We start from the raw sequence: 25,477 nt of genomic DNA on the forward strand, positions 1-25,477 counted from the left end.
CCGGTGGCCGTGGCGTCGTCGGCCAGCTGCGCGGCGATGTCCGCGGTGCCGGCGCGCCCGCCGGTGACCAGCGAGGTGAGCAGCTCCCAGCGCAGGTCGGTGTCGATCGAGAGCCCGTCGAGCGTGGCGTGGCCGTCGAGCAGGTCACGGACCGCGTCCAGCTGCTCGGTGGTGGCGGCCCGGCCGGCGAACGCCTTGACCAGCTGCAGCTGCGTGTCAGACCCCGCCTCGGCGGCGCGGGCCAGGGCCAGCAGGCGGTCGGCCGCGGCGATCTCGGTGGCGGACCGGTGCTCGGGTGCCACGTACAGGTCGAGCGCGGTGGACAGCTGGCGCAGCAGGACCAGCACCACGGAGGAGTCGGTCTCGTGCGCGATGTTGAGCAGCACCAGGTCGACGAAGTCCCTGGCCGGCGTCTCGCCGTCGCGCGTGGCGTCCCACGCGGCGGTCCACACGAGCGTGCGGGGCAGCGAGTCGTCGAACTTGCCCAGGTGCTCGATCGACGCGGCGAGCGACTGCTCGTCGAGCCGGACCTTGGCGTACGCGAGGTCGTCGTCGTTGACCAGGATCAAGGCGGGGCGCTGCACGCCGACCAGCTCGGGCACCTCCGTGCGCGGGCCGTCGATGTCGAGCTCGACGTGCACGGTCCGGACCAGGCGGCCGGTCGTGGCGTCGACGTCGTACCCGCCGATCGCCAGGCGGTGGGGGCGCTGCACGGGGTGCTCCTCGGGCACCTCCTGCAGGACCGCGAAGGCCGTGATGACGCCGGCGTCGTCGACCTCCAGAGACGGGCGCAGCAGCGTGACGCCGGCCTGCTCCAGCCACAGGCCGGACCACGCGGACAGGTCCCGGCCGCTGGTGGTCTCCAGTTCGGTGAGGAAGTCGCGCAGCTCGGTGTTGCCCCAGGCGTTCTTGGCGAAGTAGGCGCGCACCCCGTCGAAGAACTTCTCCTGGCCCACCCAGGACACCAGCTGCTTGAGCACGCTCGCGCCCTTGGCGTAGGTGATCCCGTCGAAGTTGACCTCGACGTCCTCCAGGTCGCGCATGTCCGCGACGATCGGGTGCGTGGACGGCAGCTGGTCCTGCCGGTAGGCCCAGTTCTTCTCCAGCGAGGAGAACGTGGTCCAGGCGCTGGTCCAGCGGGTGGCCTGGGCGGTCGCGAGGGTCGACATGTACTCGGCGAACGACTCGTTCAGCCACAGGTCGTCCCACCAGCGCATGGTCACCAGGTCCCCGAACCACATGTGCGCCAGCTCGTGCAGGATCGTCACCGCGCGGCGCTCGATGGTGGCCTCGGGGACCTTGGAGCGGAACACGTAGGACTCGAGGAACGTCACCGCGCCGGCGTTCTCCATCGCGCCCGCGTTGAACTCCGGGACGAACAGCTGGTCGTACTTGGCGAACGGGTACGGGACGGCGAACGCGCGCTCGTAGAAGTCGAACCCGGCGCGCGTGATGTCGACGATGTTGTCGGTGTCCAGGTGCTCGGCAAGGGAGCCGCGGCAGTACACGCCCAGGGGGATGGTGCGTCCGTCCTGGCTGGTGAGCTCGCGGTGCTCCGCGTGGTACGGCCCGGCGATGACCGCCGTGATGTACGAGGAGATCCGCGGCGTCGTCTCGAACGTCCAGGTCGCGGTGCCCTTGTCGACGCCGCCGTTGCGGTTCACGCCGTCCTCGACGACCTCCGGTGCGCCGACCTGCGGGTAGTTGGACACCACCGTCCAGTGCGCGGGGGCGGTCACGGTGAACGTGAAGGTGGCCTTGAGGTCCGGCTGCTCGAACACGGCGAACACGCGGCGGGAGTCGGCGACCTCGAACTGCGAGTACAGGTAGACCTCGTCGTCGACGGGGTCGACGAACCGGTGCAGCCCCTCGCCGGTGTTCATGTACGCGGCGTCCGCGACGACCACCAGCTCGTTGCTCGCCGCCAGGTCGTCCAGGCGGATGCGGGAGTCGGCCACCACGTCGGCGACGTCCAGGGGGCGTCCGTTGAGCGTGACCTCGTGCACGGTCGGCGCGACCAGGTCGATGAACGTGCTCGCACCCGGGGTCGCCGCGAACCGTGCCACGGTGCGGGAGGCGAAGGTCGTCGGACCGGTGGTCAGGTCGAGGGTGACCTCGTACGACTCGGTGCGGACGACGCCGGCACGCTCGCGCGCCTCGGCACGGGTGAGGTTCTCTCCAGGCACGCAGGTACTCCTCGGGACGCGATCGGTCGGGCTCTTTACCGGGGTCGATCATCGCACGCAGGTGCGTGCGGCCTAGGGTCGATCCGTGCACGCGACCTACGACGCCGTCATCGTCGGCGGGGGCCACAACGGCCTCACCGCCGCCGCCTACCTCGCGCGCGCCGGCCGGTCGGTGCTCCTGCTGGAACGCGCGGACCACCTGGGTGGCGCGACCCTGTCCGCACGGGTGTTCCCGGGCGTGGACGCGAACGTGTCCCGCTACTCCTACCTGGTCTCGCTCCTGCCCCGGCAGGTTCGCGACGAGCTCGGCCTCGACCTCCGGCTCCGCCGTCGACGGGTGTCGTCCTGGACGCCGACCGCGGACGGCGGCGGTCTGCTGGTGGACACCGCCGACGACGCCGCCACCGCAGAGTCCTTCGCGTCCGTCGGCGCCGCCGCGGACCTCCCGGCGTGGCGTGCGTTCGGCGCCCGCACCGGCGCGCTCGCGGCCCGGCTCTTCCCGACGGTCACCGAGCCGCTGCTGTCCGCCGCAGATGCCCGGCGGCTGCTCGGCGAGGACGACTGGCGCGACGTGGTCGAGCGGCCCGTCGGTGAGCTGGTGGAGGCGACGTTCGGCTCGGACCTGGTCCGCGGGATCGTGCTGACCGACGCCCTGATCGGGACGTTCGCCCGCGCGCACGAACCGGGTGGGCGGCCCAACCGCTGCTGGCTCTATCACGTCATCGGCGGCGGCACGGGGGACTGGGACGTGCCCGTGGGCGGCATGGGCGCGGTGGCCGGTGCCCTCGAGGCCGCGGCGCGTGCGGGGGGTGCGGAGCTGGTGACCTCGGCGGGGGTCACGGCGGTCGATCCCGGCGGCGGAGGTCCCGCCGAGGTGGTGTGGACCGAGGCCGACGGCGCCGAGCACCGCGTGGGTGCCCGTCACGTGCTCGCCGCCTGCGCGCCCGCGGTCCTCGACCGGCTGCTCGGGCGCGACCCGGGGCCGGCTCCGGAGGGGTCGCAGCTCAAGCTCAACATGCTGCTGACCCGGCTGCCGCGGCTCCGCTCGGGGATCGACCCCCGGGTGGCGTTCGCCGGGACGTTCCACGTGCACGAGTCGGCCACGGAGCTGGAGGCGGCGTACCAGCAGGCGGCGGCCGGTCGGGTCCCCGACCTCCCGCCGGTCGAGACGTACTGCCACTCGTTGACCGACGACTCCATCCTCGGCCCGGTCCTGCGGGCGAGCGGTCACCACACGCTGACCGCGTTCGGCCTGCACATGCCGGCGCGCCTGTTCACCGCCGACCCGGACGGCGCCCGGGAGGCGGCGCTCGCCGCCACGCTGCGGTCGATCGACAGCGTGCTGGCCGAGCCGCTCGCGGACTGCCTGGCGCGCGACCAGGACGGCGCGCCGTGCCTCGAGGTGCGCAGCCCCGTCGACCTGGAGTCCGAGGTGGGGCTGCCGGGCGGCCACATCTTCCACCGCGACCTCGCGTGGCCCTGGGCGGAGCGTGACGACGAGGTCGGCACCTGGGGGGTCGAGACCGCCGACCGTCGCGTGCTGCTCGCCGGTGCCGGCGCCCGCCGCGGCGGAGGGGTCAGCGGCATCCCCGGCAGGTCGGCCGCGATGGCGGTGCTGGGGACGACCTGAGGAGTCGCCGAGGAATACCGCGGCGTGTCCGTATGGTTGCGCGAGGCATCGACCATCCCGGAGGACACCTGTGACGAGCACGCCCACCACCCGCCCCGTCGTCGACCTCTGGTTCGACCCCGCGTGCCCCTGGGCGTGGATGACGTCACGCTGGATGGACGAGGTGAGCGCGACCCGTGACGTCGAGGTGCGGTGGCACGTGATGAGCCTGTCCGTGCTCAACGAGAAGCGCGAGCTGCCGGACAGCTACCGCGAGCTGATGGACGACTCCTGGGCGGCCGTGCGCGTGATCGTCGCCGCGGCGCGCGACCACGGTGACGCGGTCGTCAAGCCGCTGTACGACGCCATGGGCACCCGTCGCCACCCCGGCGGCCGCCGCGACACCGCCGCGATCATCGCCGAGTCGCTGGCCGAGGTGGGCCTGCCCGCCGAGCTGGCGGAGGTGGGTGGCACGGAGGAGGTGGACGCCCTGCTGCGCGAGTCGCACGGCGAGGCGATCACGCTGGTCGGCGACGACGTCGGCACCCCCGTGGTCGCGATCGACGGCGTGGGCTTCTTCGGCCCGGTCGTCACGCCCGCACCCACCGGCGACGCGGCGGGACGGCTCTTCGACGGGCTCGTGCTGGTGACCTCGGTGCCCGGCTTCTACGAGCTCAAGCGATCCCGGACGGCCGGCCCCTCCTTCTGACCGCGGGGACGCCGCGATTGGCTCGTCCGGTTCGTCCCGTGTGATCCTGGACGGCGACCCCGCCCGGACCGGGTGGGCGACGACACCACGGGACGGACGGAGCAGCATGGAATCGGCGCGCACCATCCGGCTCCTCGTGATCGTCGACGCGCTGCTCGTCGCCATCCTGGCGGTGCTCGCCATCGTGTTCGTCGTCAACGGCGCTGGCGCAGGCCGTACGCCTGACGGCGCGTCGGCCGGGCCCTCCGCCAGCAGCGCTCCGACGTCGAGCTCGTCGGCGACGTCCACCGAGCCGGTCACGTTCGCGTCGCCCACCGGCAACATCTCCTGCACCATGTCGGTCGACGGCGTCACCTGCAGCATCGCCAGCTACACCTACGCGCCGCCGGTCGTGGCGGGGTGCGCGGAGACGACCGGGCACGTGCTCGTCCTCAACCCGGACGGCGTCGCCTTCGACTGCGAGAGCGGTCCGCCTCCCGCGGTGGCCGGGGAGGACGTGCCCGTGCTGGAGTACGGGCAGTCCACCAGCGTGGGCGACTACTCGTGCCGGAGCGCCACCGACGGCGTGCAGTGCACCGACGGGTCAGGGACCGGCTTCCGGCTGGCCCGCGCCAGCTGGACCGAGCTGCCCGCCTGAGGGCGGGCAGCCCGAACCATTACCCCGCGTCACCAGATGCGCACGCGGTCCTCGGGGTCGAGGTACAGGGCGTCGCCCGGCTGCACGTCGAACGCCGCGTAGAACTCGTCCACGTTGCGCACGACGCCGTTGCAGCGGAACTCGTTGGGCGAGTGCGGGTCCGTCGCGAGGCGGCGGATCATCTCCTCGTCGCGTCCCTTCGCCTGCCACACCTGCGCCCAGCCCAGCAGCACGCGCTGCGCGCCGGTGAGCCCGTCGATCACCGGCGCCTCCTCCAGCGGCGTGCCCAGCGCGATCCGGTAGGCCGTGAACGCGATCGACAGGCCGCCCAGGTCGCCGATGTTCTCGCCGATCGTCAGCTCGCCGTTCACCCGGTGCGACCCGTCCAGCTGCACCGGGGAGAACGCGTCGTACTGGTCGATCAGCGCCTTGGTGCGGGTCTCGAACTCCGCACGGTCGTCGGACGTCCACCAGTCCTCCAGACGCCCGTCGCCGTCGTACTTGGACCCCTGGTCGTCGAAGCCGTGCCCGATCTCGTGCCCGATCACCGAGCCGATCCCGCCGTAGTTGACGGCGTCGTCCGCCTCGGCGTCGAAGAACGGCGGCTGCAGGATGGCCGCGGGGAAGACGATCTCGTTCATGCCGGGGTTGTAGTAGGCGTTGACGGTCTGCGGCGTCATGAACCACTCGTCGCGGTCGAGAGGCTTGCCGATCTTGCCCAGCTCGTGGTCCTGCTCGAACGCGTAGGCGCGGCGGACGTTGCCCAGCAGGTCGTCCGCAGAGACCTCCAGCGCCGAGTAGTCCCGCCAGCGGGCGGGGTAGCCGATCTTCGGGGTGAACGCGTCGAGCTTGGCCAGCGCCTTGGCGCGCGTCTGCTCCCCCATCCACTCCAGCTGCGAGATGGACTCGCGGTAGGCGGCGACGAGGTTGCCGACAAGCTCCTCCATCCGCGCCTTGTGCGCCGGCGGGAAGTGCCGCTCGACGTAGACCTTGCCGACCGCCTCGCCCAGCACGCCCTGGACCAGGGAGACGCCGCGCTTCCAGCGGTCGCGCAGCTCCTGGGCCCCGGTGAGCGTCCGGCCGTAGAAGTCGAAGTTCGCCTCGACGAGCTCCTGGGAGAGGTAGGGCGCCCGGTCCGAGACCACGTGGTACGTGAGCCACGCCTTCCAGTCCTCGAGCGGCTCGCTTGTCCACAGGGCCGCGAACGCCTCCGCGAACGACGGCTCGCGCACCACGAGCCGGTCGAACGACCCCGCTGGCGCGCCGAGCGCCAGCACCCACGCGTCCCAGTCGAACCCGGGCGCACGCTGCACCAGCTCGGCGAGGGTCAGCGCGTTGTAGGTGAGGTCGGCGTCGCGGTCGGTGACGACGTCCCAGTGCCCGGCGGCGAGCTTCGTCTCGAGTGCCACGACGCGGTCGGCCAGACCGGCGGCCTGCACCTCGTCCGCGGCGACCCCCGCGAGGGCCAGCATGCGTGCGACGTGCGGCCGGTAGGCGGCCAGCACGGCGGCGTGCTGCGGCTCGCGGTAGTAGGCCTCGTCCGGCAGGCCCAGCCCGCCCTGGACCAGGTGCACCACGTACCGGGTCGGCTCCTTGGCGTCGTTGTCCACGTAGACCCCGACCGCGCCGCCCGCTCCCGTGCGCTGCAGCGCACCGAGGGCACCGGTGAGCTCCGCCTGGGTGGTGGCCGCGTCGATGAGGGCCAGGTCCGTGCGCAGCGGGGCGACGCCCGCCGCCTCGACGGCTGCCGTGTCCATGAACGACGCGTAGACCGCGCCGACCTTGGCCTCCACGGGGTCCGTCGCGGTGCCTGCCGCGGCCGACGCCCCCGCGTCGGTGATGATGTCCCGGACCTGCTCCTCCGCCTGGTCGTGCAGGGCGCGGAACGAGCCGTCCATCGCCCGGTCGGCGGGGATCTCGTGCGACGCGATCCACCGTCCGTTCACGTAGGCGTAGAGGTCGTCCTGAGGGCGGACGTCGGGGTCGAGGGCGGTCAGGTCGATGCCACTGCGCGTCATGCGCCTCAGCCTACGGACGCGTGGAGCCGCCACCACTCCGGTTATGCCGAGGGCGGACCGGGTGCGGCAGGATGACCCCATGCGCATCCACGTCGCCTCCGACCACGCCGGCTACGAGCTCAAGGTCGCGCTCGTCGAGCATCTCCGGACCGCCGGCCACGACGTCGTGGACCACGGCGCGGACACCTACGACGCCCTCGACGACTATCCGCCGTTCTGCTTCGCCGCGGGCGAGGCGGTCGTCGCCGACCCCGGCTCGCTCGGCGTCGTGATCGGCGGGTCGGGCAACGGCGAGCAGATCGCCGCCAACAAGGTCACCGGGGTGCGCGCCGCGCTCGCGTGGAACCTGGCCACCGCGCAGCTCGGGCGCCAGCACAACGACGCCAACGTGGTCGCGATCGGCGCCCGCCAGCACTCGCTCGACGAGGCCCTCGCGCTGGTGGACGCGTTCGTGGCCGAGCCGTTCAGCCACGACCCGCGCCACCAGCGCCGGATCGACCTGCTCGCGGCCTACGAGGCCTCCCGCTAGCTCACCAGACGTAGGTGCACATCGGGGCCACGGGCCACAGGAACGCCGCCGACGCCGTGTGAGCCGCCCCGGGCGTCTTTTCGTGGACCAGGCCCGCGCGGGCCTGCGCGACGAAGGAGCGCCCGCCGAGGTAGGCGGCGCCGAGCTCGCGGACGTCGAGCCGCAGGTCCGCCGGGTCCTGCGTCCGCGTGACCTGCGCCGGGTAGGCGCCGTCCGCCTGACGGTCGCCTGTCGTCAGCCGCCACCGGCCGGCGTTGTCCGGCAGTCGCGCGTCGGTGACCTCGAGGACCACGTCCGCGGGCGCCGCGTACCGGCGACCGGCCAGCGCGACGGGCAGGTCCAGCAGCCGGACCCACAGGTTGTCGTTGACCTTGGGCACCACGGCGCGCGGGTTCTCCAGCAGGAGCAGCACGGTGTCGTCGACGGGGAGCATGGGGCCCTCGACGGTCGCCGTGAGGTCGAGGTCGAGCAGGAAGGACCACAGCCGGTGCGTCGCGGCGGCATCGATGGCGACCGCCTCGCGGACGTGGACCGTGCCCGCGGGTCCGCCTTCCGCCCAGCTCTCCTTGCGCCGGAACAGCGCGTACGCGAGGGCCTCGCCAGAAGCGTCGTGGACGGTCGCGATGCGCAGCGGCTCGCCGCCGTCGCGCCAGGCGGGCGGGTCGACGAGCACCCGCGTGCGCCACACCTCGGAGTCCCGCGTGGTCCAGCCGGGGCGTCCGGCGCCGGCGGCGCGGTGCAGCCGGTCCACCAGCGCGCTGTGCCGAGAGACGTCGACGGTCGCGAGCCGGACCGTGAGCTCGGCCGACCCGGGCACGTCCCGCAGCGCCGCACCCCGGGCGATCTTCACCCGGACGTCGTCGGCGGCGGACCCGTAGCCGTAGCGGCCGTAGATCACGTGCTCGGCGGCGAACAGTGCCGAGATCGGCTCTCCGCGTCCGAGAGACCGCGTGAAGTGGGAGTCGATCATGGCGGTGAGCAGGCCGCGGCGTCGCTGGTCGGGCCGCGTGCCCACCCACGTCAGCCCCGAGCACGCGATGCTCGCGCCCGGCACCGGCATCGTGTGCGCGTACGACGCGTGCACCGCGGCGAGCGCCCCGTCTCCGTCCTCGACCGCCTGCGCCCGGTCCCACTCGAACGTGATCGGCACCAGGGCGTCCGTCTCCGGGGTGGTGTCGAAGGCGAACGCGAGCCGGTCGACCTCGAGGAACTCGTCCTTGCGGGTCTCGGGCACGTCGACGAGGCGGTAACTGTCGGGCAGGGGGCTCATGGGCCCATCGTGGTCCAGCCGTCCCCGTCCGAGCACCTCTATTCCGGTGGCTGATCTCCCGCTCGCGCCCGTGGCCTGCGGATACGCTCGCCCGTGTGCGGGGGTCGGGATGGGTGCCGGAGCGGGGGCTGTTCACGCGCGCCTCGCACGCGCTGCGCTGGTGGAGCGCGCGGTCGCAGCTGGTGCTGGGGGCCGCGTTCGTCATGTGCGCGCTCGTGCTGGCCTTCGGCATCGACCGGGAGCCCGAGTGGGTGCCGCCGGCCGCGTTCCTGCTGGTCGTGGTGGTGGCGGTCTTCGTCCTGCGGCTCCGCTCGCTCGTGGTGCTGGGAGCGGTCGTGGTGGGCTGCTCGTGGTTCCTCTGGTGGCGCGGCGCGCCGACCCTGATCCCCGGGGTCCTCCTGGTCGTGACCGTCGCGGTCGCCGCCAGCATCGCGTTCGTGCGCGAGCGAGAGCGGCTGGGCCTGCAGGGCGCGCCGGGCGACCTCATGCTCGTCGACCTGCGCGACCGGCTGGCCGCGCACGGGCGCGTGCCGCGCCTGCCCCCGGGGTGGCGGGTGGACGTGGAGATCCGCGCCGCCCACGCCGACGGGTTCTCCGGGGACTTCATGGTCGCGGGCACCCGGGCGGGCGGGTCCACCCTCGAGATGGTGCTCGTCGACGTGTCCGGCAAGGGCCTGGAGGCCGGTGTGCGCTCGCTCCAGCTCTCGGGTGCGTTCGGGGGGCTGCTCACCGCCCTGCCGCGCACCGGCTTCCTGACCGCGGCCAACACCTACCTGCTGGCCCAGGCCTGGGAGGAGGGGTTCGCCACCGCGATCCACCTGGTGGTCGATCTGTCGTCCGGCGACTTCTGGGTGTCCTCCGCCGGCCACCCGCCCGCGGTGCACCTGCATGCCGGATCCGGTCGCCTGGACCTGCTCGACTCCATCGGCAGCCCCGCGCTCGGGGTGGTGGACGACCTGCACGTGACCAGCCGCGCGGGCCGGCTGGAGCGCGGGGACGCCCTCATGCTCTACACCGACGGGCTGATCGAGGCGCGCGGCGGCGACCTGGACCAGGGGATCGACCGGCTGATGGGCGTGGCGGACCGGGTCCTGAGCCCGGGCCACGGTTCGGCGGCGGCGGTGCTGGCGGGCGTCCGTGCGGGCGACGACGACGACCGGGCGGTCGTCCTGGTGCGTCGGGACTGACCTGGTCAGTCGCCGGGGAACCAGATGGCCCGACGCAGGGCGACCCGGGTCCCGTCCGCCGACAGGGGAGTGCCCTCGTCGGCCAGCAGCGCGAGTGCGCGGGTGGCGTGCCGGGCGGGCGGGCTGCCCGCCGCGTTGACCACCCGCCACCAGGGCACCCCGGACCCGGCCCGGCTCATGACCTGGCCGACCTGTCGTGGACCGCCCCGCCGGACCCCGTCGCGCGCCTCCAGCAGGTCGCCGACCACCTCCGCGACGGTGCCGTAGGTCATGGCCCGCCCCGCGGGGATGGCAGCCACGAGGTCGAGCACGGCCTCGGCGTAGTCGTCGTCCACCGGCCGACGCTCAGCCCAGCGCGCGCTTCGAGCTGATGACCCCCGTGTCGAAGCCGGCCAGGTGCAGGCCGCCGTGGAACCGGGCGTGCTCGATCTTCACGCAGCGGTCCATCACGACCGTGAGCCCCGCCTCCTCGCCGCGCCGCGCGACCTCCTCGTGCCACGAGCCCAGCTGCAGCCAGAGCGCCTTCGCGCCCACGGCGATCGTCTCGTCGAGCACCGTCGGCAGGTCGTCGTGGCGCCGGAAGACGTCCACCAGGTCCGGCACCACCGGCAGCGACGCGAGCGACGGGTACACCGGCCGGCCGAGGATCTCGTCGGCGCGCGGGTTGACGAAGTACACGTCGTACGGCGAGCTGGACAACAGGTAGGTGGCGACGAAGTAGCTCGCACGCGACGGGTTGTTCGAGGCGCCGACGATCGCGATGGACGTCGTGCGGTGCAGGAGGGCGAGGCGCTCCGGGGCGCTCGGTCCCTGCCAGGTGCGCGCGGTCATGCGGCCACCCCCGTCCGGGTGCGACCGGTGGCGGCCGTGAGGGCCTGGTCGAGGTCCCAGAGGATGTCCTCGCCGTCCTCGAGCCCGACGCTGATCCGCACGAGGTCGGCCGGCACGCCTGCCGCCGCCAGCTGCTCGGCGTTCAGCTGCTGGTGCGTGGTGGACCCCGGGTGGATGACGAGCGTGCGGGCGTCGCCGACGTTGGCCAGGTGGCTGGCCAGCTGCAGGTTCTCGATGAATGCGCGGCCCAGGGCGCGACCGTCCTGGTCGCCCGTCGCGCGCAGGCCGAACGCGAACACGGCGCCAGGGCCGAGCGGCAGGTAGTGGTTCGCGCGCTCATGGTGCGGGTGGCTGGGGAGCCCGGCCCAGTTGACGTACGACACCCGCGGGTCGGCCTCGAGCCACTCGGCGACCAGCCGGGTGTTCACGAGGTGCGCGTCCAGCCGCTGGGGGAGCGTCTCCACGCCCTGCAGCAGGTTGAACGCGGACTGCGGCGAGAGGGCAGGTCCGATGTCGCGCAGCTGCTCGGAGCGGAGCTTGGTGAGGAACCCGTACTCGCCGAAGTTCTCCCACCAGCGGACCCCGCCGTAGGACGCGACGGGCTCGGTCATCTGCGGGAACCGGCCGGAGCCCCAGTCGAACCGCCCGGACTCGACGACGATGCCGCCGAGCGTCGTGCCGTGGCCGCCGAGGAACTTGGTCACCGAGTGGATGACGATGTCCGCGCCGTGCTCGATCGGACGGACCAGGTAGGGCGTGGCCAGCGTCGCGTCGACGACGAAGGGGATGCCGGCGGCGTGCGCCACCTCGGCCAGCCCCGCCAGGTCGGCGATCTCCCCGGACGGGTTGGCGATGACCTCCGCGTACAGCACCTTGGTCTCGGGCCGGATCGCCGCGGCGTAGTCGGCGGGGTCGGTACCGGGCACGAACGTGGTGTCGACCCCGAACCGGCGCAGCGTCACGTCCAGGGCGGTCACGGTGCCGCCGTACAGCTGCGACGAGGCGACGATGTGGTCCCCGGCGCCGACCAGCGCGGCGAAGGTGATGAACTCCGCGGACATGCCCGATGCCGTGGCGACCGCGCCGATCCCGCCCTCGAGCGAGGCGATCCGCTCCTCCAGCGCGGCGACCGTGGGGTTGCCGATGCGGGAGTAGATGTTCCCGTACTTCTGCAGCGCGAACAGGTTCGCGGCGTCGGCGGTGTCCTGGAACACGAACGACGTCGTCTGGTAGATCGGCACCGCGCGGGCACCGGTGGTCGCGTCGGGGATCCCGCCGGCGTGCAGCGCCCGCGTGCGGAAGCCGAAGCGGTGGTCGGGGCTGGTCATGCGGACTCCTCGGCGGGCGTGTTGCGGGCGGTCGGCAGCACGGTACGCCGTGCGGCCAGGGCGGCGATCTCGTCGACCGCCCAGGGGTTCTGCAACGAGGTGACGTCGCCGAGGGGCGAACCGTCGAGGATCTGTGCGAGCAGCCGGCGCAGGATCTTGCCCGACCGCGTCTTGGGCAGGTCAGGCACCAGCAGCACGTGCTTCGGTCTGGCGACGGGTCCGATCTCGCGGGCCACCTGAGCGCGCAGCTCCTCGCGGAGCACGTCGGTGGCGGCCAGCCACGCGTCGAGGTCGTCCACCGGCCCCGGAGCGACCGCGGGCACGACGAAGGCTGCGACGGCCTGCCCGGTGAGGTCGTCGTGCACACCCGCGACGCCGGCCTCGCCGACCGCGGGGTGGGCGACGAGCGCGGACTCGATCTCGATCGTCGACAGCCGGTGACCCGACACGTTCACCACGTCGTCGAGCCGGCCGAGCAGCCAGATGTCCTTGTCGGCGTCGTAGGACGCGCCGTCGCCCGCCAGGAAGTACCCGCCGTGCTCGCCGTGCCCGGCGAACCGCCGCCAGTAGGCGTCGAGGTAGCGCTGGGGGTCGCCCCAGATCGTGCGGGCCATGCCGGGCCACGGGCGGTCGACGACGAGCAGCCCGCCCTCGCCCGGACCCACCTCGACGCCGGCGTCGTCGACGACCTTCGCCGAGATGCCCGGCAGGGGTCGCGTCGCCGACCCGGGCTTGAGCACCGTGCTCCCGGGCAGCGGCGCGATCATCGCGGCGCCGGTCTCCGACTGCCACCACGTGTCGACCACCGGAGCGGTCCCCGCACCGAACGTGCGGCGGAACCACACCCAGGCCTCGGGGTTGATCGCCTCGCCGACCGTGCCCAGCAGCCGGATGCTCGACAGGTCGTGCCCGCCGGGCAGCTCGTCGCCGAACCAGGTCATGAACGTCCGGATGAGGGTCGGCGCCGTGTAGTACGTGGTCACGCCGTAGCGCTCGATGATCTCCAGGTGGCGCTCGCGGTGCGGGCTGTCCGGCGTGCCCTCGTAGATGACCTGCGTGAGCCCGTTGGCCAGCGGGCCGTAGATCTCGTAGGTGTGGGCGGTGACCCAGGCGAGGTCCGCGGTGCACCAGTGGACGTCGTCGGGCTTGGCGTCGAAGTGCGTCCAGTGGGCCCAGGCGGCGTGCGTGAGGTAGCCGCCGGACGTGTGCACCAGACCCTTGGGCCGCCCGGTGGTGCCGGAGGTGTAGATGATGAACAGCGGGTGCTCGGCGTCGAAGGCCTGCGCCTCGTGCACGTCCGGGGCGGTGTCGACGACGTCGTGCCACCAGACGTCGCGGCCGTCGGTCCACGGCACGTCCTGCCCCGTCCGGCGCACGACGAGCACGTGCTCCACGTGGTCCAGCCCCGCGACCGCCTCGTCGGCGGCGGACTTCACCTCGACGGCCTGCCCCCGGCGGTGCTGCCCGTCGCTGGTGACTAGCAGCTTGGCGCCCGTGTCCTGCACCCGGAACCGCACGGCCTCCGCCGAGAAGCCCCCGAACACCAGGGAGTGCACGGCACCGATGCGGGCGATCGCGAGCGTGACGATCACGGTCTCGGCCAGCACCGGCAGGTACACCACCACGCGGTCGCCGGGGCCGATGCCCAGGGCGGTCAGGGCGTGGGCCGCCCGGGACACCTCGCGCTGCAGGTCCGCGTAGGTGAGCGTGCGGCGGTCGCCGGGCTCGCCCTCGACGTGCAGCGCGACCTTGTCCCCGCGGCCGGCCGCCACGTGCCGGTCCACGCAGTTGACGGCCACGTTGAGCCGCCCGCCGACGAACCACTGCGCCTCCGGGACGGTCAGTCCGCCCCCGCCGTCGTCGACGGGCGGAGACCAGACCAGTGGTGTGTGCCACGGGGTCGCCCAGTCGAGCCGGTGCGCGGCGTCCTCCCAGAACGCGATCGGGTCGGCCTCGGCGCGGTCGAACGCCTCGGGTCCGACGTTCGCGTGGAACTCGGTGGGCGGGTCGTAGGTGCGGTCCTCGGACTGCAGGGTGGAGATCGTGGAGGTCATGCCCATCTCTTCAGCAGGTACTTCTCGGCCAGCCCGATGAGGCTGTCGGTCAGCTTGCCCAGCAGGGCCAGCAGGATGATCGCGAGGATGATCCGGTCGACGCGCCCGTTGTTGCCGGAGTCCATGAGCAGGAAGCCCAGGCCCATGGAGGACGCGATGAGCTCGGCGGCGACGAGGAACAGCCACGACTGCGCGAGCGCGAGCCGCAGCCCGGACACCACCGAGGGCAGCACCGCGGGCAGCTGGACGGTCGAGAACAGCCGGATGCCGCGCAGCCCGTACGCGCGGCCGACCTCGACCAGGTGCGGGTCGACGTGCCGCAGGGCGGCCGCGACGGTCGTGTAGACGGGGAAGAACGCGCCGATGGCGACGAGCGTGATCTTGGAGTCCTCGCCGAGCTTGAGCCAGAGGAAGATCAGCGGGACCCAGGCGAGCGACGGGACGGCGCGGACGGCGCCGAGCGTGGGAGCGAGCAGGGCGTCGCCGAGGCGCGACAGCCCCACGACCGCGCCGAGCAGCAGCCCGAGGGCGCTGCCGATGGCGAACCCGATGAGGACGCGCTGCGTGGAGATCGCGACGTAGGGCACGAGCAGGTTGCGCTCGGCCAGGTGGACGGCGGCGTTCCACACCGATGCCGGGCTGGGCAGCTGGTAGGGCGCGACGATCCCCGCGCTGGTGACCCACTGCCAGAGCGCCAGGAGCGCCAGCGGAAGCAGCAGCCCGAGGACCGTCCGCGTGCCGCGCCGGGCGAGCGTGCGACGGGAGGGGCGCAGGGTGTCGGGCGTGGCCGGCGGGACCCGATCGTGGATCACGCCCGACGTGCCGGCGACGGAGACGGCACCCGTGGCGACGGTCTCGGACATCTCAGCTCCTGGGGTCGGAGGACCGCCGCCCCGGGGAGTGCCCGGGGCGGCGGCGTGGATCAGGACGGGTCGGCGTTCTCGGCGAACGACGGCTCGAACAGCTCGTCGAGCGCCTTGTCGACGGCGGCCTGGGTGGGGACGTCACCGTTCGCGACGAAGATCGGGCCGACGACCGCGAGCACCTTGCGCTGCGCGTCTCCGGGGACCGGGTCGAGCTTCAGCGTGGTGCGCTCGGAGATGACGGTCGTCGCCACTGCGGGGTCGATGCCGGCAACCTCGGCGAGGATCGACGCGACCTCCTCGGGGTTCTCCTGCGCCCACGCCCGCGCCCTCTCGTACGTGTCGACGACCACCTGCGCCAGGTCGGGGCTCGTGCCCAGGAACGCCTCGGTCGCGTTGAGGAACCCATAGGTGTTGAAGTCGACGTTCCGGTAGAGCAGCGTCGAGCCTGCGGTCGCCTCGCTGGCGGCCATCAGCGGGTCCAGCCCGGCCCACGCCGCGACCGAGCCGTTCTCCAGAGCCGCCTTGCCGTCCGCGTGCTGCAGGTTCTGCACCTCCACCTGGTCGAGCGGCACCCCGGCCTCCTCGAGCGACTGCAGCAGGAAGAAGTACGGGTCCGTGCCCTTGGTGGCGGCCACGGACTTCCCGGCCAGCTGGCTGACGTCGGTGATGTCCGAGCCCTGCGGCACGACGATCGCCGACCACTCCGGCTGGGAGTAGATGTCGATGGCCTTGATGGGGGAGCCGTTGGCGCGGGCGAGCAGCGCCGCCGAGCCGGCGGTCGAGCCGACGTCGACCGCGCCGGCGCGCAGCGCCTCGTTCGCCTTGTTCGACCCGGCCGACTGGATCCAGTTGACCGTGACGTCCTCGCCCAAGGCCTCCTCGAGCCAGCCCTGGTCCTTGATGACGAGGCTGAGCGGGTTGTACGTGGCGAAGTCGATGTTGAGCGTGTCGGCGCTCCACTCGACGGGGGCGTCGCCCGACGCGGTGGTGTCGGGCTCGGGTGCGGCGGCGGGCGTGTCCTCGCCGGCTACACAACCGGTGAGCGCCAGGGCGGTCGCGAGTGCAACTGCGGTGACGGACACGGCGGTGCGGATGCTCATCGTCTCTCCTGAGGTGGGTGGTGCTGGGGGGACTAGATGGAGTGGTGCAGGTCGCGGTCGGCGGGGCCGACGTGGTGCGTGGGGACGCCGAGGCCCTCGAGCAGCTCGGCGCGCAGCTCGGCGAAGGTGGAGTCGGCGCGGTCGCGCGGGCGGGTGCCCGGGACCTGGATGACGCGGGCGATGCTGGCCTCGCCGGCGGCCGGGGCGCGCAGCAGCACCACGCGGTCGGCCAGGTAGAGCGCCTCTTCGACGTCGTGCGTGACCAGCAGCACGGTGGTCGGCTCGGCGGCGTGGATCTCCAGCAGCAGCTCCTGCATGCGCAGCCGGGTCAGCGCGTCGAGCGCGCCGAACGGCTCGTCCAGCAGAAGCACCCCGGGGTTGCGGGCCAGCGCGCGGGCCAGCGACGCCCGCTGCGCCATGCCGCCGGACACCTGACGCGGTCGGAGCCCCGCCGACTCCGCCAGTCCCACCAGGGCGAGGAGCTCCGCCACGCGGCCGGCGCCCTCGGCGCGACCCGTGCCGGGCGGCAGACCCAGCGCGATGTTCTGCGTCAGCGTCCGCCACGGCAGCAGCCGCGGCTCCTGGAACGCCACGGCGGTGCGCGGGTCGGTGCCGCGCACGGGGGAGCCGTCGATGAGGATCGCGCCCTCGTCCGGGGTGTCCAGGCCGCTGACCTGGCGCAGGAGCGTCGACTTGCCGCAGCCGGAGGGACCGACGAGCGCGACGATCTCGCCGGCGGCGAGCTCGAGGTCGACCCCGGCCAGCACGGTGCGCGCGCCGGTGGGGGTGTCGAAGGTGCGACGGACACCGCGCAGGGTCACCGGGTGGGCGACGTGCGGGGGAGCCGCGGTGGAGGCGGTCATGAGGGTCGTCCTGGGGGATCGGGCGCGGCCGATCGGGACGGGCTGGGGGAGCCGGTCGGCCGCGCGAGGGGCGGGCACCGGCGGGGCCTCGGCTCAGGCCGAGGGGGAGACGCGGGGAGGCGTCAGGAGCCGGTGCGCTGCTGGGAACAGCAGGCGGGCCGACAACACATCAAGGAGGACGGGCGAGCAGTCATGGCGGTCCGTCCCTCCGTCGATCGTCGAGTGTGGAGGTCGGGGATTCTCATATGTTGAGACCGTCCATCCACCACGTGGGCACGACAGTAGCGGTTCCCGACGGCTGTCGGCAACGGACGTCCATCGACGTCGCGAGAACGGCCACCGCCAAACGTGGCGTCGGCGGCGAGATCGTGGGTTCGGCATCAGTTCGTGGGTGCGTTCACCCGATCTCGCGTCAAACCCACGATGTGACCATGCACCGCCCGCGGCGCCGGAGGGAGCGTCGCGGGCGGCTGTCTGGCGGGTCAGGCGGAGGGTCGCAGCGCCTCGGCGATCGCCGGGAGGGTGCGGGGGTCGGCCTGGACCAGCATCGTCGTGATCGCCGTGGACTCCCACGCGGAGAGCTGAGCGCGGACGTCGTCGACGGTGCCGACCAGCGCGATGTCCCGCACCAGCTCCAGCGGCACCGCGGCGGTCGCCCGCGCGCGGTCCCCGGCCAGGTAGTGCGCCTGGATCTCGTCGCAGGCCTCGGTGTACCCCAGCCGGTCGAGGACGGCCCGGTGGTAGTTCGCGCCCTTCGCGCCCATGCCGCCGGCGTACAGCGCGATGAACGGCCGGACGCTGTCCGCCGCGGACTCGACGTCGGTCCCGAGCACGACCGGGACGGTGGCGACGACCTCGAACGCCTCGATGGGGCTCAGTCCTGCGTCGCGCCGGGCGAAGCCGTCCGCCAGCAGGGCGCGGTACTCGCCGTCCATGCGCGGGGAGTAGAAGAGCGGCAGCCACCCGTCGGCGATCTCCGCCGACATCGCGATGTTCTTGGGGCCCTCGGCCGCCAGGTGGATGGGCAGGTCCGCACGCAGCGGGTGCACCGTCGAGCGCAGCGCCTTGCCCAGCCCCGCGCCCTCGCCCGCCGGCAGCGGCAGCCGGTAGAACTGCCCGTCGAACGTCACGGGAGCCTCGCGGGCGAGCACCTGGCGGACGATCGACACGTACTCGCGGGTGCGGGCCAGAGGCCGGGGATACGGCTGGCCGTACCAGCCCTCCACCACCTGGGGGCCGGACGCGCCGAGCCCGAGGATGAACCGCCCGCCGGAGAGGTGGTCGAGCGTGAGAGCGGCCATGGCCGCTGCGGTGGGCGTGCGGGCGGAGATCTGGGCGATCGCGGTGCCGAGCCGGACGCGCGAGGTACGAGCACCCCACCACGCGAGCGGGGTCAGGGCGTCGGAGCCGTACGCCTCGGCCGTCCAGACGGAGTCGAACCCGAGCTGCTCGGCGCCGAGGACAGCCTCCTGAGCACCCGGCGGGGGACCTGCCGACCAGTAGCCCGTGTGGTACCCCAGCCGCATGGTCAGTCCTCCTGGTCCGGCGTCGCCGTCGACGCCCGCGCCAGGCTACCTGCTACCGCTGGTATCGCGAGTCGCGTCGCGCTGGTCGCCTGCCGGTCGGGGCGCCGGGAGACAGAAGGATCCGGCCCGATCCGGACCGGATCCTTCTAGTTCGTGCGGTGCCGACGCGCGGTGTCAGATGTAGATCGCCGGGTCGTCGATCTCGACGTCGAACGGCGCCGCCGCCGTCCGCAGCCGGATCGTGGCGGGCACCCCGACCGCGATCGCACCGGCCGGCACGTCGTGGATGACGACCGCGTTGGCGCCGATCTGTGCGCCGTCACCGATCCACACCGGACCGAGGATCTTGGCGCCGGCCCCGACCACCACGTTGTCGCCGACCGTCGGGTGCCGCTTGCCGTGCCGCATGGACTTGCCGCCCAGCGTGGAGCCGTGGAACAGGACCACGTCGTCGCCCACCTCGGCGGTCTCCCCGATGACGACGCCCATCCCGTGGTCGATGAACAGCCGGCGCCCGAGGCGCGCGCCGGGGTGGATCTCGATGCCGGTGGCCGCCCGCGCGAGCTGGGAGATCAGTCGCGCGGGCAGCCGCAGGCCGGGACGGTGCCACATCCGGTGCGCCAGCCGGTACACCCACACCGCGTGCACCCCGGGGTACCCGAGGGCGACCTCGGCGAGCGACCGGGCCGCGGGGTCGCGGTTCCGGGCGGCCTCGAGGTCCTCCCGCAGGGTGGCGAGGAAGTGCAGGTGGTCGGACACAGGTGCCTTCGTCCTGTCGGAGGGGTGCGGCGGGCTCGGGACGGTCAGTCGACCAGGTCCGCGTACAGCACGGTGGACAGGTAGCGCTCGCCGAACGACGGGATGATCGCGACGATGAGCTTGCCGGCGTTCTCCGGACGCTGGGCCAGGAGGGTGGCGGCGTGGAGGGCGGCGCCGGAGGAGATGCCGACCAGCAGGCCCTCCTCGGCGGCGGCGCGACGGGCGACCTTGACGGCCGTCTCGGCGTCCACGTCGATGATCTCGTCGTAGACCGTGGTGTCCAGGATCTCGGGGACGAAGTTCGCACCGATGCCCTGGATCTTGTGCGGGCCGGGCGCGCCACCGTTGAGGATGGGCGACTCGGCCGGCTCGACGCCGACGATCTTCACGCCGGGCTTGCGGGCCTTGAGCACCTGGCCGACGCCCGTGATGGTGCCGCCGGTGCCGATGCCGGCGACGAGGATGTCGATCTCGCCGTCGGTGTCCGCCCAGATCTCCTCGGCGGTGGTCGTGCGGTGGATCTCGGGGTTGGCCTCGTTGGCGAACTGCCGCGCCAGGATGGCTCCCGGCCGCTCGGCGACGATCTCGTCCGCCCGGTTGACTGCCCCGCGCATGCCCTCGGAGCCCGGCGTGAGGATGAGCTCGGCGCCGAACGCGCGAAGCAGGAGCTTGCGCTCCTTGGACATGGTCTCCGGCATGGTCAGGACGACCTTGTACCCGCGGGCAGCGCCGACGAACGCGAGCGCGATGCCGGTGTTGCCGCTGGTGGCCTCGACGATCGTGCCGCCGGGCTTCAGCTCACCGGAGGCCTCGGCCGCGTTGATGATCGCCACGCCGATGCGGTCCTTGACCGAGTTGGCGGGGTTGTAGAACTCGAGCTTGCCGACGACGGTCGCGGGGGCACCGTCGGTGATCTTGTTGATGCGGACGAGCGGGGTGTTGCCGATGAGCGCCGTCGCGTCGTCGTAGATGCGTGCCATGGTTCCTCTTCGGTCGCGGCTGCCGGACGGCAGCGGGTGGGGGACTAGCGGGTCCCGACGGCGCGCGGGCACGGTCGGGTGGCCCGGAGCAGCAGGGGAGGTCCGGGCCGGGTGCGGGGCGAGCGCTGGCGCGGGAGATGGTCCCCGGTCAGGGGTTCCTCGCGCGTAGGAGCAGCCAGCGCTCTACAGACAGCGACAACAGGGCAGCGCCACGCGGGCGCGGCCGAGGACGGCGGGAGCGGCAAGGTGCACGCGCATCGCTTCGTCCTCCGAGACCGGTCGGTCGGTTGCTGCCCGCGAGCGCGGGACCGCAATCGGCCACGACGCTAGCGTCAACGCAGGGGGCGCGCAAAGCCTCCCCACCTGACGGACGCGTCAGCTCAGGCCCACGGCGTCCAGCCAGGCCTCCGCGAGCAGCCCGTGGCCCGCCGGCGTGGGGTGCACACCGTCGAAGGCCCAGGTCTCAGGCCCCGTCCGGGCGGCCGCCGCGGCGAACAGCCCGTCGGCCGGCACCAGCACCGCCCGGCGCTCCGCGGCGAGCCGGCGCACGACCGCGATCCGCGGGTCCAGGTCCTCGCGCCAGGTGCCCTGGTCGGCACGCACCGGTAGAAGGAACGGCTCGATGAGGACCAGGCGCTCGACGCCGTCGAGGACCGCCCGCAGGTTGTCCTCGTACTCGGCGGTCGACGTCGGCGTGCCGTGGTCGTACCGCCGCCAGGTGTCGTTGATCCCGATGAGCACAGAGACCACGGTCGGCTCCAGGGCGAGGGCGTCCTCGTCCCACCGGGCGCGCAGCATGCCGGACGTGTCGCCACCCACCCCGCGGTTGAGGAACGTGAGCTCGAGGTCCGGCCGACGCGCGCCTGCCAGCGCGGCGACGATCCCGGCGTACCCGTGACCGAGGCTGGTCGGGTCCGACCGGTCCCGCCCCCAGTCGGTCACGGAGTCGCCGGTGAGCAGGATGCGGTCGCGGGGGGCCAGGAACGTCACGGGGGAACGGTAGCGGCGCCCTACGACGAGGCGACCGCGTTGACCATCCAGTCGACCCCGAACCTGTCGGTGCACATGCCGAACGTGTCGCCCCACGGCGCCGGCTCGAACGGCACGGTGACGGTCCCGCCCTCGGAGAGCTTGTCCCAGTAGCCCTGCAGCTCCACCTTGTCCTCCCCGCTCAACGACACCGAGATGAAGCTGGCGCTCGGGCGCTCCTGGCCGTTCGGGGTGTCGGCGGCCATGAGGATCATCCCGCCCGGCGTGGTGAGGTTGGCGTGCATGAGCTTGTCCGCCTCGGCGGGGTCCTCGCTGACGTGGAACTCGCCGAACGTGCTCATGGTCAGCTCCCCGCCGAGCACGGTCCGGTAGAACTCCATCGCCTCGCGGGCGTCGTCCCGGAAGCTGAGGTACGGGTTCAGGTGGGTCGCCACGGTGGTCTCCTTCGTCGGTGTCCAATATCGCCCACCTTGTCACCGCCCACCGACACGCCACAGGATCGGGTGCCATGGACCGGTTCGAGGTCGCCCACCGGCGCCTGCACAACCAGCACCTGTCCGGGCCGGCGCTGCCCGACGCGGTGGCCGTGGTCCGCCACCTCGGCGCCTCGCAGGCGCAGGAGTACGCGATGGCGCGGTGGTCCCTCGGTCAGCGGTCGGCGGGAGCGGACGATGCCGCGGTGCGCGCCGCGCTGGACTCGGGCACCGTCCTGCGCACCCACGTCCTGCGGGCCACCTGGCACTTCGTCGGCCCCCAGGACATCCGCTGGATGCTGGCCCTCACGGGACCCCGGGTGCGTCAGGCGAGCCGCTACTACGAGCGGCAGGCCGAGATCGACCAGGCGCTCGCGGACCGGGCGGCGGTGGTCATGGCCGGGGCGCTCCAGGGCGGGGTCCACCTCACGCGTGCCGAGCTGCAGGACGTGCTCGCCCGCGCGGGGATCGACGCCGGCGGCCTGCGGCTGGCCTACCTCGTCATGGCGGCCGAGCTGGCCGGCGTGGTGGTGAGCGGCGTGCCGCGCGGCGCCCAGCGCACGTACGCGCTCCTTGACGAGCGGGTGCCGCCGACCGCGCCGCTCGACCCTGACGAGGCGCTGGCGGAGCTGACCCGCCGGTACTTCGTCAGCCACGGGCCGGCCACCGTGAAGGACTTCTCCTGGTGGTCCAGCCTCACGCTGACCCAGGTCCGTCGGGGGATCGCGATGCTGGCGGACGAGCTCACCTCCGTCGATGTCGACGGGCTCACCTGCTGGTTCCAGCCGAGCGACGCGCCGCCGCGGGACCCGTCGCCCACGGTGCACGTGCTGCAGGGCTACGACGAGTACGGCGTCGCGTACACCGAGGGTCGGTCGGCGGCGAACGTCGCGGGACTCTCGATCGCCCCCGCGGACACGAACCAGGTGATCCAGCCGCTCGTGCTCGACAGCCAGGTCGTCGGCTGGTGGCGGCGGGTGGTGGGTCGCGACGAGATCGTCGCCGAACTGCACCTCGCCGTCCGGCTGGACGACGCTCAGCAGGACGCGGTGCGGATGGCGTTCGACCGTCTCTCGACGTTCGTCGGAGCTCCTGTCCGGGTGGAACTAGACAGGTGACCAGGAACCGTGTACTGTTCCATCTTGGATCTCCCGGTCTGCGTGGTGGTGTCAGCATCCCACCACGAAGGATCGGCCCGGATGTGGAACGCGTCGCTATGAGAGCGACGGACGGCCATGGTCCGGGTGGCTGATCTTCGACAGCCCCCAATGGCGCTGGGGGCGGTTCAAGCCGCGCGCAACAAGGACAAGCGGGCGCGGTGGGCGAAGGCCAACAGGTGCTGACAGACATGCGGCCCCGGTGCGGCCCGCGACGAGAGTCGCGGTGCAGCACCGGGGCCGTTGTCGTCTCCTCGGGGGTCGCCCGGGCCTTTCGTCACGCGTGTCCCGCTTCCCACGGGCGGACGATGAGGAGTGTCGCCGGACCCGCGAAGGAGAGACATGCAGACCACGTACGCCGAGGGATGGCTCCGCCTGGAGAAGAACGACCGGCGGCAGCACTTCTTCCGTGACGGGATGAGCGTGTGCGGCCGGTTCGTCATCCCGACGACCCGCTTCCCGGAGGACGACGGCCCGGACCGCGGCGAGTGCCCCGGCTGCCGGCACATCTTCGACGCGGAGCGCGGCCAGACCGACTACTGAGCTGGCTCTGGACCACGGCTACTTGATCGCGCCCTGGGTCACCCCCGCCATCACCCAGCGCTGCGTGAACAGGTACACGATGATCGCGGGCGCCATCGCCATGAGATAGGACGCGAACGCGACGTTGTAGTTGCTGCTGAACTGCGTCTGGAAGACGCTCTGCAGCACGGGGAGCGTCTGCAGGGTGGAGTCGGCCGTGATCAGCGACGGCATCATGAAGTCGTTCCACGAGGCGAGGAACGCGAAGATCGCGACGGTCGCGCTCATCGGCGCCATCATCGGGAAGACGATGCGCCGGAACACCACCCACGTCGTCGCGCCGTCGAGCCGCGCGCTCTCCTCCAGCTCCTCGGGAAGGCCGCGGATGAAGGCCGTGAACAGCAGGACGCTGAACGACAGCTGGAACATCACGTGCAGCAGAGCCACCCCGACGGGGTTGGCGAGCCCCACGATCCCGGTGAGCTTGACCTGGGACAGCGCCAGGACGGGGAACGGCAGGAACATCGCGGCGAGCAGGTAGAAGAAGGACCACCGGAAGAACGCCCGGTCCCAGTTGCGTGCGATGGCGTACGCCGCGAACGACGCGAGCACGACGGTGCCGACGACGGTGACCGCGGTGACGAACACCGAGATGGCGAAGCCACGGGGGAAGTTGGTCAGCCTCCACGCCTCCACGAACCCGTCGACGCTGAACGGCGACGGCAGTGAGAACACCTGTCCGTCGACCGACTGGGTGGTGGTCTTGAAGGCCATCGTGAGGGTCGCGTAGAGCGGCGCGAACACGGCGAGCGTGCACACGAGGAGGGCGATGGTCACCTTCCAGCTCGGACGCTCCTCGACTCCCCGGCCTGCGAAGCGGCGGCGGCGCCGGACGGGGACCTGGGCGGGCGTCGTGGTCGTCAACGTCTGGGCAGTCATCAGAACGCATTCCTTCCGCGGGTGAGGCGCAGCTGGATGACGGCGAGCACGACGGCGATCAGGAAGAAGATCGTCGCGTTGGCCATCTGGTAGGCGTAGTCGCCGCCGGTGAACCCGGAGAAGATCGTCATGGCGACGCTGCGGGTCGCCGTGCCCGGACCGCCGTTGGTCAGGCCGACGATGATGTCGTAGGCGTTCAGGAAGTTCTTGAACCCGATGACCATGTTGATCACGACGTACCCCGCGACCAGCGGCAGGGTGATGGAGAAGAGTCGCCGGCGGGCGGAGGCGCCGTCCATCGCCGCCGCCTCGTACACCTCGCCCGGGATGGACAGGATCCCGGCGATGTAGATCAGCAGGGCGCTGGGGATCGCCTGCCACGCCGTGACGATCACGATCGTCACCCAGGCGAGGTCGGGGTCGGCGAGCAGGCTCTGCTCGAGCGCGGTGATGCCCACGGCCTGCCCGAGCTGCGGGACGGAGTTGGAGAACAGGAAGTTGAACACGTAGGCGATGACGATGCCCGAGATCACCATGGGAAGCACGAAGACGGCACGGAGGGCGATCTTCGCCCGGATCCTGGCGGTCAGGCCGACGGCGAGCAGGAACGCGACGATGTTGACCAGCACCACGGTGACCAGGGCGAACCCGACGGTGAACAGGTAGGAGCTGCGGATCGCCGGGTCGGAGAACAGCGCCACGTAGTTGGTCAGGCCGGTGAACTCGAACTCACCGAAGCCCGCCGAGTCGGTGAAGCTGAGCGTGATGCCCATGATCGCCGGCAGGGTGATGGACAGCGTGAAGAGGACCAGGGTGGGGAGCAGGAACAGGTAGAACGTCCGCGAGACCCGGGGTCGAGCCGTGGTGGTCGCCGGTCGGGCCGCGGCGTCCCGGCTCGCTGGTCGGGTGGGTGCTGCTGTGGCCATGAGATGCCTCCGTTCGTG

24 protein-coding genes are annotated in these 25,477 nt (G+C 72.5%); 7 read left to right on the forward strand and 17 right to left on the reverse strand.

The window, feature by feature from the left end:
- Nucleotides 1–2,186, reverse strand: a 2,186-nt coding sequence (gene pepN, locus RYN42_RS04710) for an aminopeptidase N (RefSeq protein WP_315094163.1), incomplete at its 3' end; no start/stop codon positions are given.
- Nucleotides 2,187–2,271: 85 nt separating this feature from the next.
- Here pepN and RYN42_RS04715 point away from each other — a divergent pair.
- From RYN42_RS04715 to RYN42_RS04725, 3 genes are all read left to right on the forward strand, one after another.
- Nucleotides 2,272–3,816 carry an NAD(P)/FAD-dependent oxidoreductase gene (locus RYN42_RS04715; RefSeq protein WP_315094164.1) on the forward strand — a complete coding sequence of 515 codons (1,545 nt, stop codon included), beginning with the start codon at nt 2,272–2,274 and terminating at the stop codon, nt 3,814–3,816.
- Nucleotides 3,817–3,886: 70 nt separating this feature from the next.
- A complete protein-coding gene (locus RYN42_RS04720) occupies nt 3,887–4,504 on the forward strand; it encodes a DsbA family protein (protein ID WP_315094166.1) in 618 nt (205 codons plus the stop codon).
- Between the two features lie 106 nt (nt 4,505–4,610).
- Nucleotides 4,611–5,141: a DUF6636 domain-containing protein gene (locus RYN42_RS04725; protein ID WP_315094167.1), complete on the forward strand. Its 531-nt coding sequence runs from the start codon at nt 4,611–4,613 to the stop codon at nt 5,139–5,141.
- Nucleotides 5,142–5,170: 29 nt separating this feature from the next.
- Here the strand turns inward: RYN42_RS04725 and RYN42_RS04730 are convergent, their stop codons facing one another.
- Nucleotides 5,171–7,159, reverse strand: coding sequence for a M13 family metallopeptidase (locus RYN42_RS04730; protein ID WP_315094169.1), 1,989 nt, complete (start codon nt 7,157–7,159; stop codon nt 5,171–5,173).
- 79 nt (nt 7,160–7,238) lie between these two features.
- Between RYN42_RS04730 and RYN42_RS04735 the strand changes: the two genes are divergently transcribed.
- The gene (locus tag RYN42_RS04735) at nt 7,239–7,688 is read left to right on the forward strand and encodes a ribose-5-phosphate isomerase (protein WP_315094171.1); all 450 of its coding nucleotides are present in this window, start codon (nt 7,239–7,241) and stop codon (nt 7,686–7,688) included.
- A 1-nt stretch (nt 7,689) separates the two neighbouring features.
- Here the strand turns inward: RYN42_RS04735 and RYN42_RS04740 are convergent, their stop codons facing one another.
- Nucleotides 7,690–8,958: a GNAT family N-acetyltransferase gene (locus RYN42_RS04740; protein ID WP_315094172.1), complete on the reverse strand. Its 1,269-nt coding sequence runs from the start codon at nt 8,956–8,958 to the stop codon at nt 7,690–7,692.
- Between the two features lie 95 nt (nt 8,959–9,053).
- Here RYN42_RS04740 and RYN42_RS04745 point away from each other — a divergent pair, with 95 nt between their 5' ends.
- Nucleotides 9,054–10,145 carry a PP2C family protein-serine/threonine phosphatase gene (locus RYN42_RS04745; protein ID WP_315094174.1) on the forward strand — a complete coding sequence of 364 codons (1,092 nt, stop codon included), beginning with the start codon at nt 9,054–9,056 and terminating at the stop codon, nt 10,143–10,145.
- 5 nt (nt 10,146–10,150) lie between these two features.
- Here the strand turns inward: RYN42_RS04745 and RYN42_RS04750 are convergent, their stop codons facing one another.
- The 12 genes from RYN42_RS04750 to RYN42_RS04805 form a co-directional block, all read right to left on the reverse strand.
- Complete coding sequence (locus tag RYN42_RS04750) at nt 10,151–10,480, reverse strand: MGMT family protein (protein WP_315094176.1); 330 nt, start codon at nt 10,478–10,480, stop codon at nt 10,151–10,153.
- 10 nt (nt 10,481–10,490) lie between these two features.
- Entirely contained in the window at nt 10,491–10,976 is a 486-nt protein-coding gene (locus tag RYN42_RS04755) for a CoA-binding protein (RefSeq protein WP_315094177.1), read from the reverse strand.
- Nucleotides 10,973–12,304, reverse strand: a complete 1,332-nt coding sequence (locus RYN42_RS04760; RefSeq protein WP_315094178.1) for an O-acetylhomoserine aminocarboxypropyltransferase/cysteine synthase family protein — start codon at nt 12,302–12,304, stop codon at nt 10,973–10,975. The genes RYN42_RS04755 and RYN42_RS04760 overlap by 4 nt, the downstream gene beginning before the upstream one ends.
- Complete coding sequence (gene acs, locus RYN42_RS04765) at nt 12,301–14,364, reverse strand: acetate--CoA ligase (protein ID WP_315094180.1); 2,064 nt, start codon at nt 14,362–14,364, stop codon at nt 12,301–12,303. The genes RYN42_RS04760 and acs overlap by 4 nt, the downstream gene beginning before the upstream one ends.
- Nucleotides 14,355–15,221, reverse strand: a complete 867-nt coding sequence (locus RYN42_RS04770; protein ID WP_315094182.1) for an ABC transporter permease — start codon at nt 15,219–15,221, stop codon at nt 14,355–14,357. The genes acs and RYN42_RS04770 overlap by 10 nt, the downstream gene beginning before the upstream one ends.
- A 59-nt stretch (nt 15,222–15,280) precedes the next feature.
- Entirely contained in the window at nt 15,281–16,324 is a 1,044-nt protein-coding gene (locus RYN42_RS04775) for an aliphatic sulfonate ABC transporter substrate-binding protein (protein WP_315094184.1), read from the reverse strand.
- Between the two features lie 32 nt (nt 16,325–16,356).
- Nucleotides 16,357–17,187 (reverse strand): ABC transporter ATP-binding protein, encoded by an 831-nt coding sequence (locus tag RYN42_RS04780; protein ID WP_315094186.1) that lies wholly within the window; start codon nt 17,185–17,187, stop codon nt 16,357–16,359.
- Between the two features lie 482 nt (nt 17,188–17,669).
- On the reverse strand, nt 17,670–18,713 hold the full coding sequence (locus RYN42_RS04785) for an LLM class F420-dependent oxidoreductase (protein ID WP_315094188.1): 1,044 nt from the start codon (nt 18,711–18,713) through the stop codon (nt 17,670–17,672).
- A gap of 174 nt (nt 18,714–18,887) precedes the next feature.
- Nucleotides 18,888–19,472, reverse strand: a complete 585-nt coding sequence (gene epsC / locus RYN42_RS04790) for a serine O-acetyltransferase EpsC (protein ID WP_315094190.1) — start codon at nt 19,470–19,472, stop codon at nt 18,888–18,890.
- A 44-nt stretch (nt 19,473–19,516) separates the two neighbouring features.
- The gene (gene cysK / locus RYN42_RS04795) at nt 19,517–20,452 is read right to left on the reverse strand and encodes a cysteine synthase A (RefSeq protein ID WP_315094192.1); all 936 of its coding nucleotides are present in this window, start codon (nt 20,450–20,452) and stop codon (nt 19,517–19,519) included.
- A gap of 375 nt (nt 20,453–20,827) precedes the next feature.
- Nucleotides 20,828–21,442 (reverse strand): SGNH/GDSL hydrolase family protein, encoded by a 615-nt coding sequence (locus tag RYN42_RS04800; protein WP_315094193.1) that lies wholly within the window; start codon nt 21,440–21,442, stop codon nt 20,828–20,830.
- Nucleotides 21,443–21,462: 20 nt separating this feature from the next.
- Nucleotides 21,463–21,876, reverse strand: coding sequence for a VOC family protein (locus RYN42_RS04805; RefSeq protein WP_315094194.1), 414 nt, complete (start codon nt 21,874–21,876; stop codon nt 21,463–21,465).
- A 74-nt stretch (nt 21,877–21,950) separates the two neighbouring features.
- On the opposite strand from RYN42_RS04805, the gene RYN42_RS04810 reads away from it, so the two are divergent.
- Together RYN42_RS04810 and RYN42_RS04815 are read left to right on the forward strand one after the other, a co-directional pair.
- On the forward strand, nt 21,951–23,033 hold the full coding sequence (locus tag RYN42_RS04810) for a winged helix DNA-binding domain-containing protein (RefSeq protein WP_315094196.1): 1,083 nt from the start codon (nt 21,951–21,953) through the stop codon (nt 23,031–23,033).
- A gap of 381 nt (nt 23,034–23,414) precedes the next feature.
- Complete coding sequence (locus RYN42_RS04815; RefSeq protein ID WP_315094198.1) at nt 23,415–23,615, forward strand: hypothetical protein; 201 nt, start codon at nt 23,415–23,417, stop codon at nt 23,613–23,615.
- An 18-nt stretch (nt 23,616–23,633) separates the two neighbouring features.
- Here RYN42_RS04815 and RYN42_RS04820 read toward each other — a convergent pair whose 3' ends face one another.
- Both RYN42_RS04820 and RYN42_RS04825 read right to left on the reverse strand, forming a co-directional pair.
- Nucleotides 23,634–24,533, reverse strand: coding sequence for a carbohydrate ABC transporter permease (locus tag RYN42_RS04820; RefSeq protein WP_315094200.1), 900 nt, complete (start codon nt 24,531–24,533; stop codon nt 23,634–23,636).
- Nucleotides 24,533–25,459 carry a sugar ABC transporter permease gene (locus tag RYN42_RS04825; RefSeq protein WP_315094202.1) on the reverse strand — a complete coding sequence of 309 codons (927 nt, stop codon included), beginning with the start codon at nt 25,457–25,459 and terminating at the stop codon, nt 24,533–24,535. The genes RYN42_RS04820 and RYN42_RS04825 overlap by 1 nt, the downstream gene beginning before the upstream one ends.
- Nucleotides 25,460–25,477 lie beyond the last annotated feature (18 nt).

This window comes from uncultured Cellulomonas sp., assembly GCF_963527515.1.
GTDB lineage: Bacteria > Actinomycetota > Actinomycetes > Actinomycetales > Cellulomonadaceae > Cellulomonas.

Excerpts from the sequence above, each read along its gene's own strand:
- RYN42_RS04725 (WP_315094167.1), top strand. The coding sequence starts at position 4,611 with ATGGAATCGGCGCGCACCATCCGGCTCCTCGTGATCGTCGACGCGCTG.
- RYN42_RS04730 (WP_315094169.1), bottom strand. The coding sequence starts at position 7,159 with ATGACGCGCAGTGGCATCGACCTGACCGCCCTCGACCCCGACGTCCGC.
- RYN42_RS04735 (WP_315094171.1), top strand. The coding sequence starts at position 7,239 with ATGCGCATCCACGTCGCCTCCGACCACGCCGGCTACGAGCTCAAGGTC.
- RYN42_RS04740 (WP_315094172.1), bottom strand. The coding sequence starts at position 8,958 with ATGAGCCCCCTGCCCGACAGTTACCGCCTCGTCGACGTGCCCGAGACC.
- RYN42_RS04755 (WP_315094177.1), bottom strand. The coding sequence starts at position 10,976 with ATGACCGCGCGCACCTGGCAGGGACCGAGCGCCCCGGAGCGCCTCGCC.
- RYN42_RS04760 (WP_315094178.1), bottom strand. The coding sequence starts at position 12,304 with ATGACCAGCCCCGACCACCGCTTCGGCTTCCGCACGCGGGCGCTGCAC.
- acs (WP_315094180.1), bottom strand. The coding sequence starts at position 14,364 with ATGGGCATGACCTCCACGATCTCCACCCTGCAGTCCGAGGACCGCACC.
- RYN42_RS04770 (WP_315094182.1), bottom strand. The coding sequence starts at position 15,221 with ATGTCCGAGACCGTCGCCACGGGTGCCGTCTCCGTCGCCGGCACGTCG.
- RYN42_RS04775 (WP_315094184.1), bottom strand. The coding sequence starts at position 16,324 with ATGAGCATCCGCACCGCCGTGTCCGTCACCGCAGTTGCACTCGCGACC.
- RYN42_RS04780 (WP_315094186.1), bottom strand. The coding sequence starts at position 17,187 with ATGACCGCCTCCACCGCGGCTCCCCCGCACGTCGCCCACCCGGTGACC.
- RYN42_RS04785 (WP_315094188.1), bottom strand. The coding sequence starts at position 18,713 with ATGCGGCTGGGGTACCACACGGGCTACTGGTCGGCAGGTCCCCCGCCG.
- cysK (WP_315094192.1), bottom strand. The coding sequence starts at position 20,452 with ATGGCACGCATCTACGACGACGCGACGGCGCTCATCGGCAACACCCCG.
- RYN42_RS04810 (WP_315094196.1), top strand. The coding sequence starts at position 21,951 with ATGGACCGGTTCGAGGTCGCCCACCGGCGCCTGCACAACCAGCACCTG.
- RYN42_RS04815 (WP_315094198.1), top strand. The coding sequence starts at position 23,415 with ATGCAGACCACGTACGCCGAGGGATGGCTCCGCCTGGAGAAGAACGAC.
- RYN42_RS04820 (WP_315094200.1), bottom strand. The coding sequence starts at position 24,533 with ATGACTGCCCAGACGTTGACGACCACGACGCCCGCCCAGGTCCCCGTC.
- RYN42_RS04825 (WP_315094202.1), bottom strand. The coding sequence starts at position 25,459 with ATGGCCACAGCAGCACCCACCCGACCAGCGAGCCGGGACGCCGCGGCC.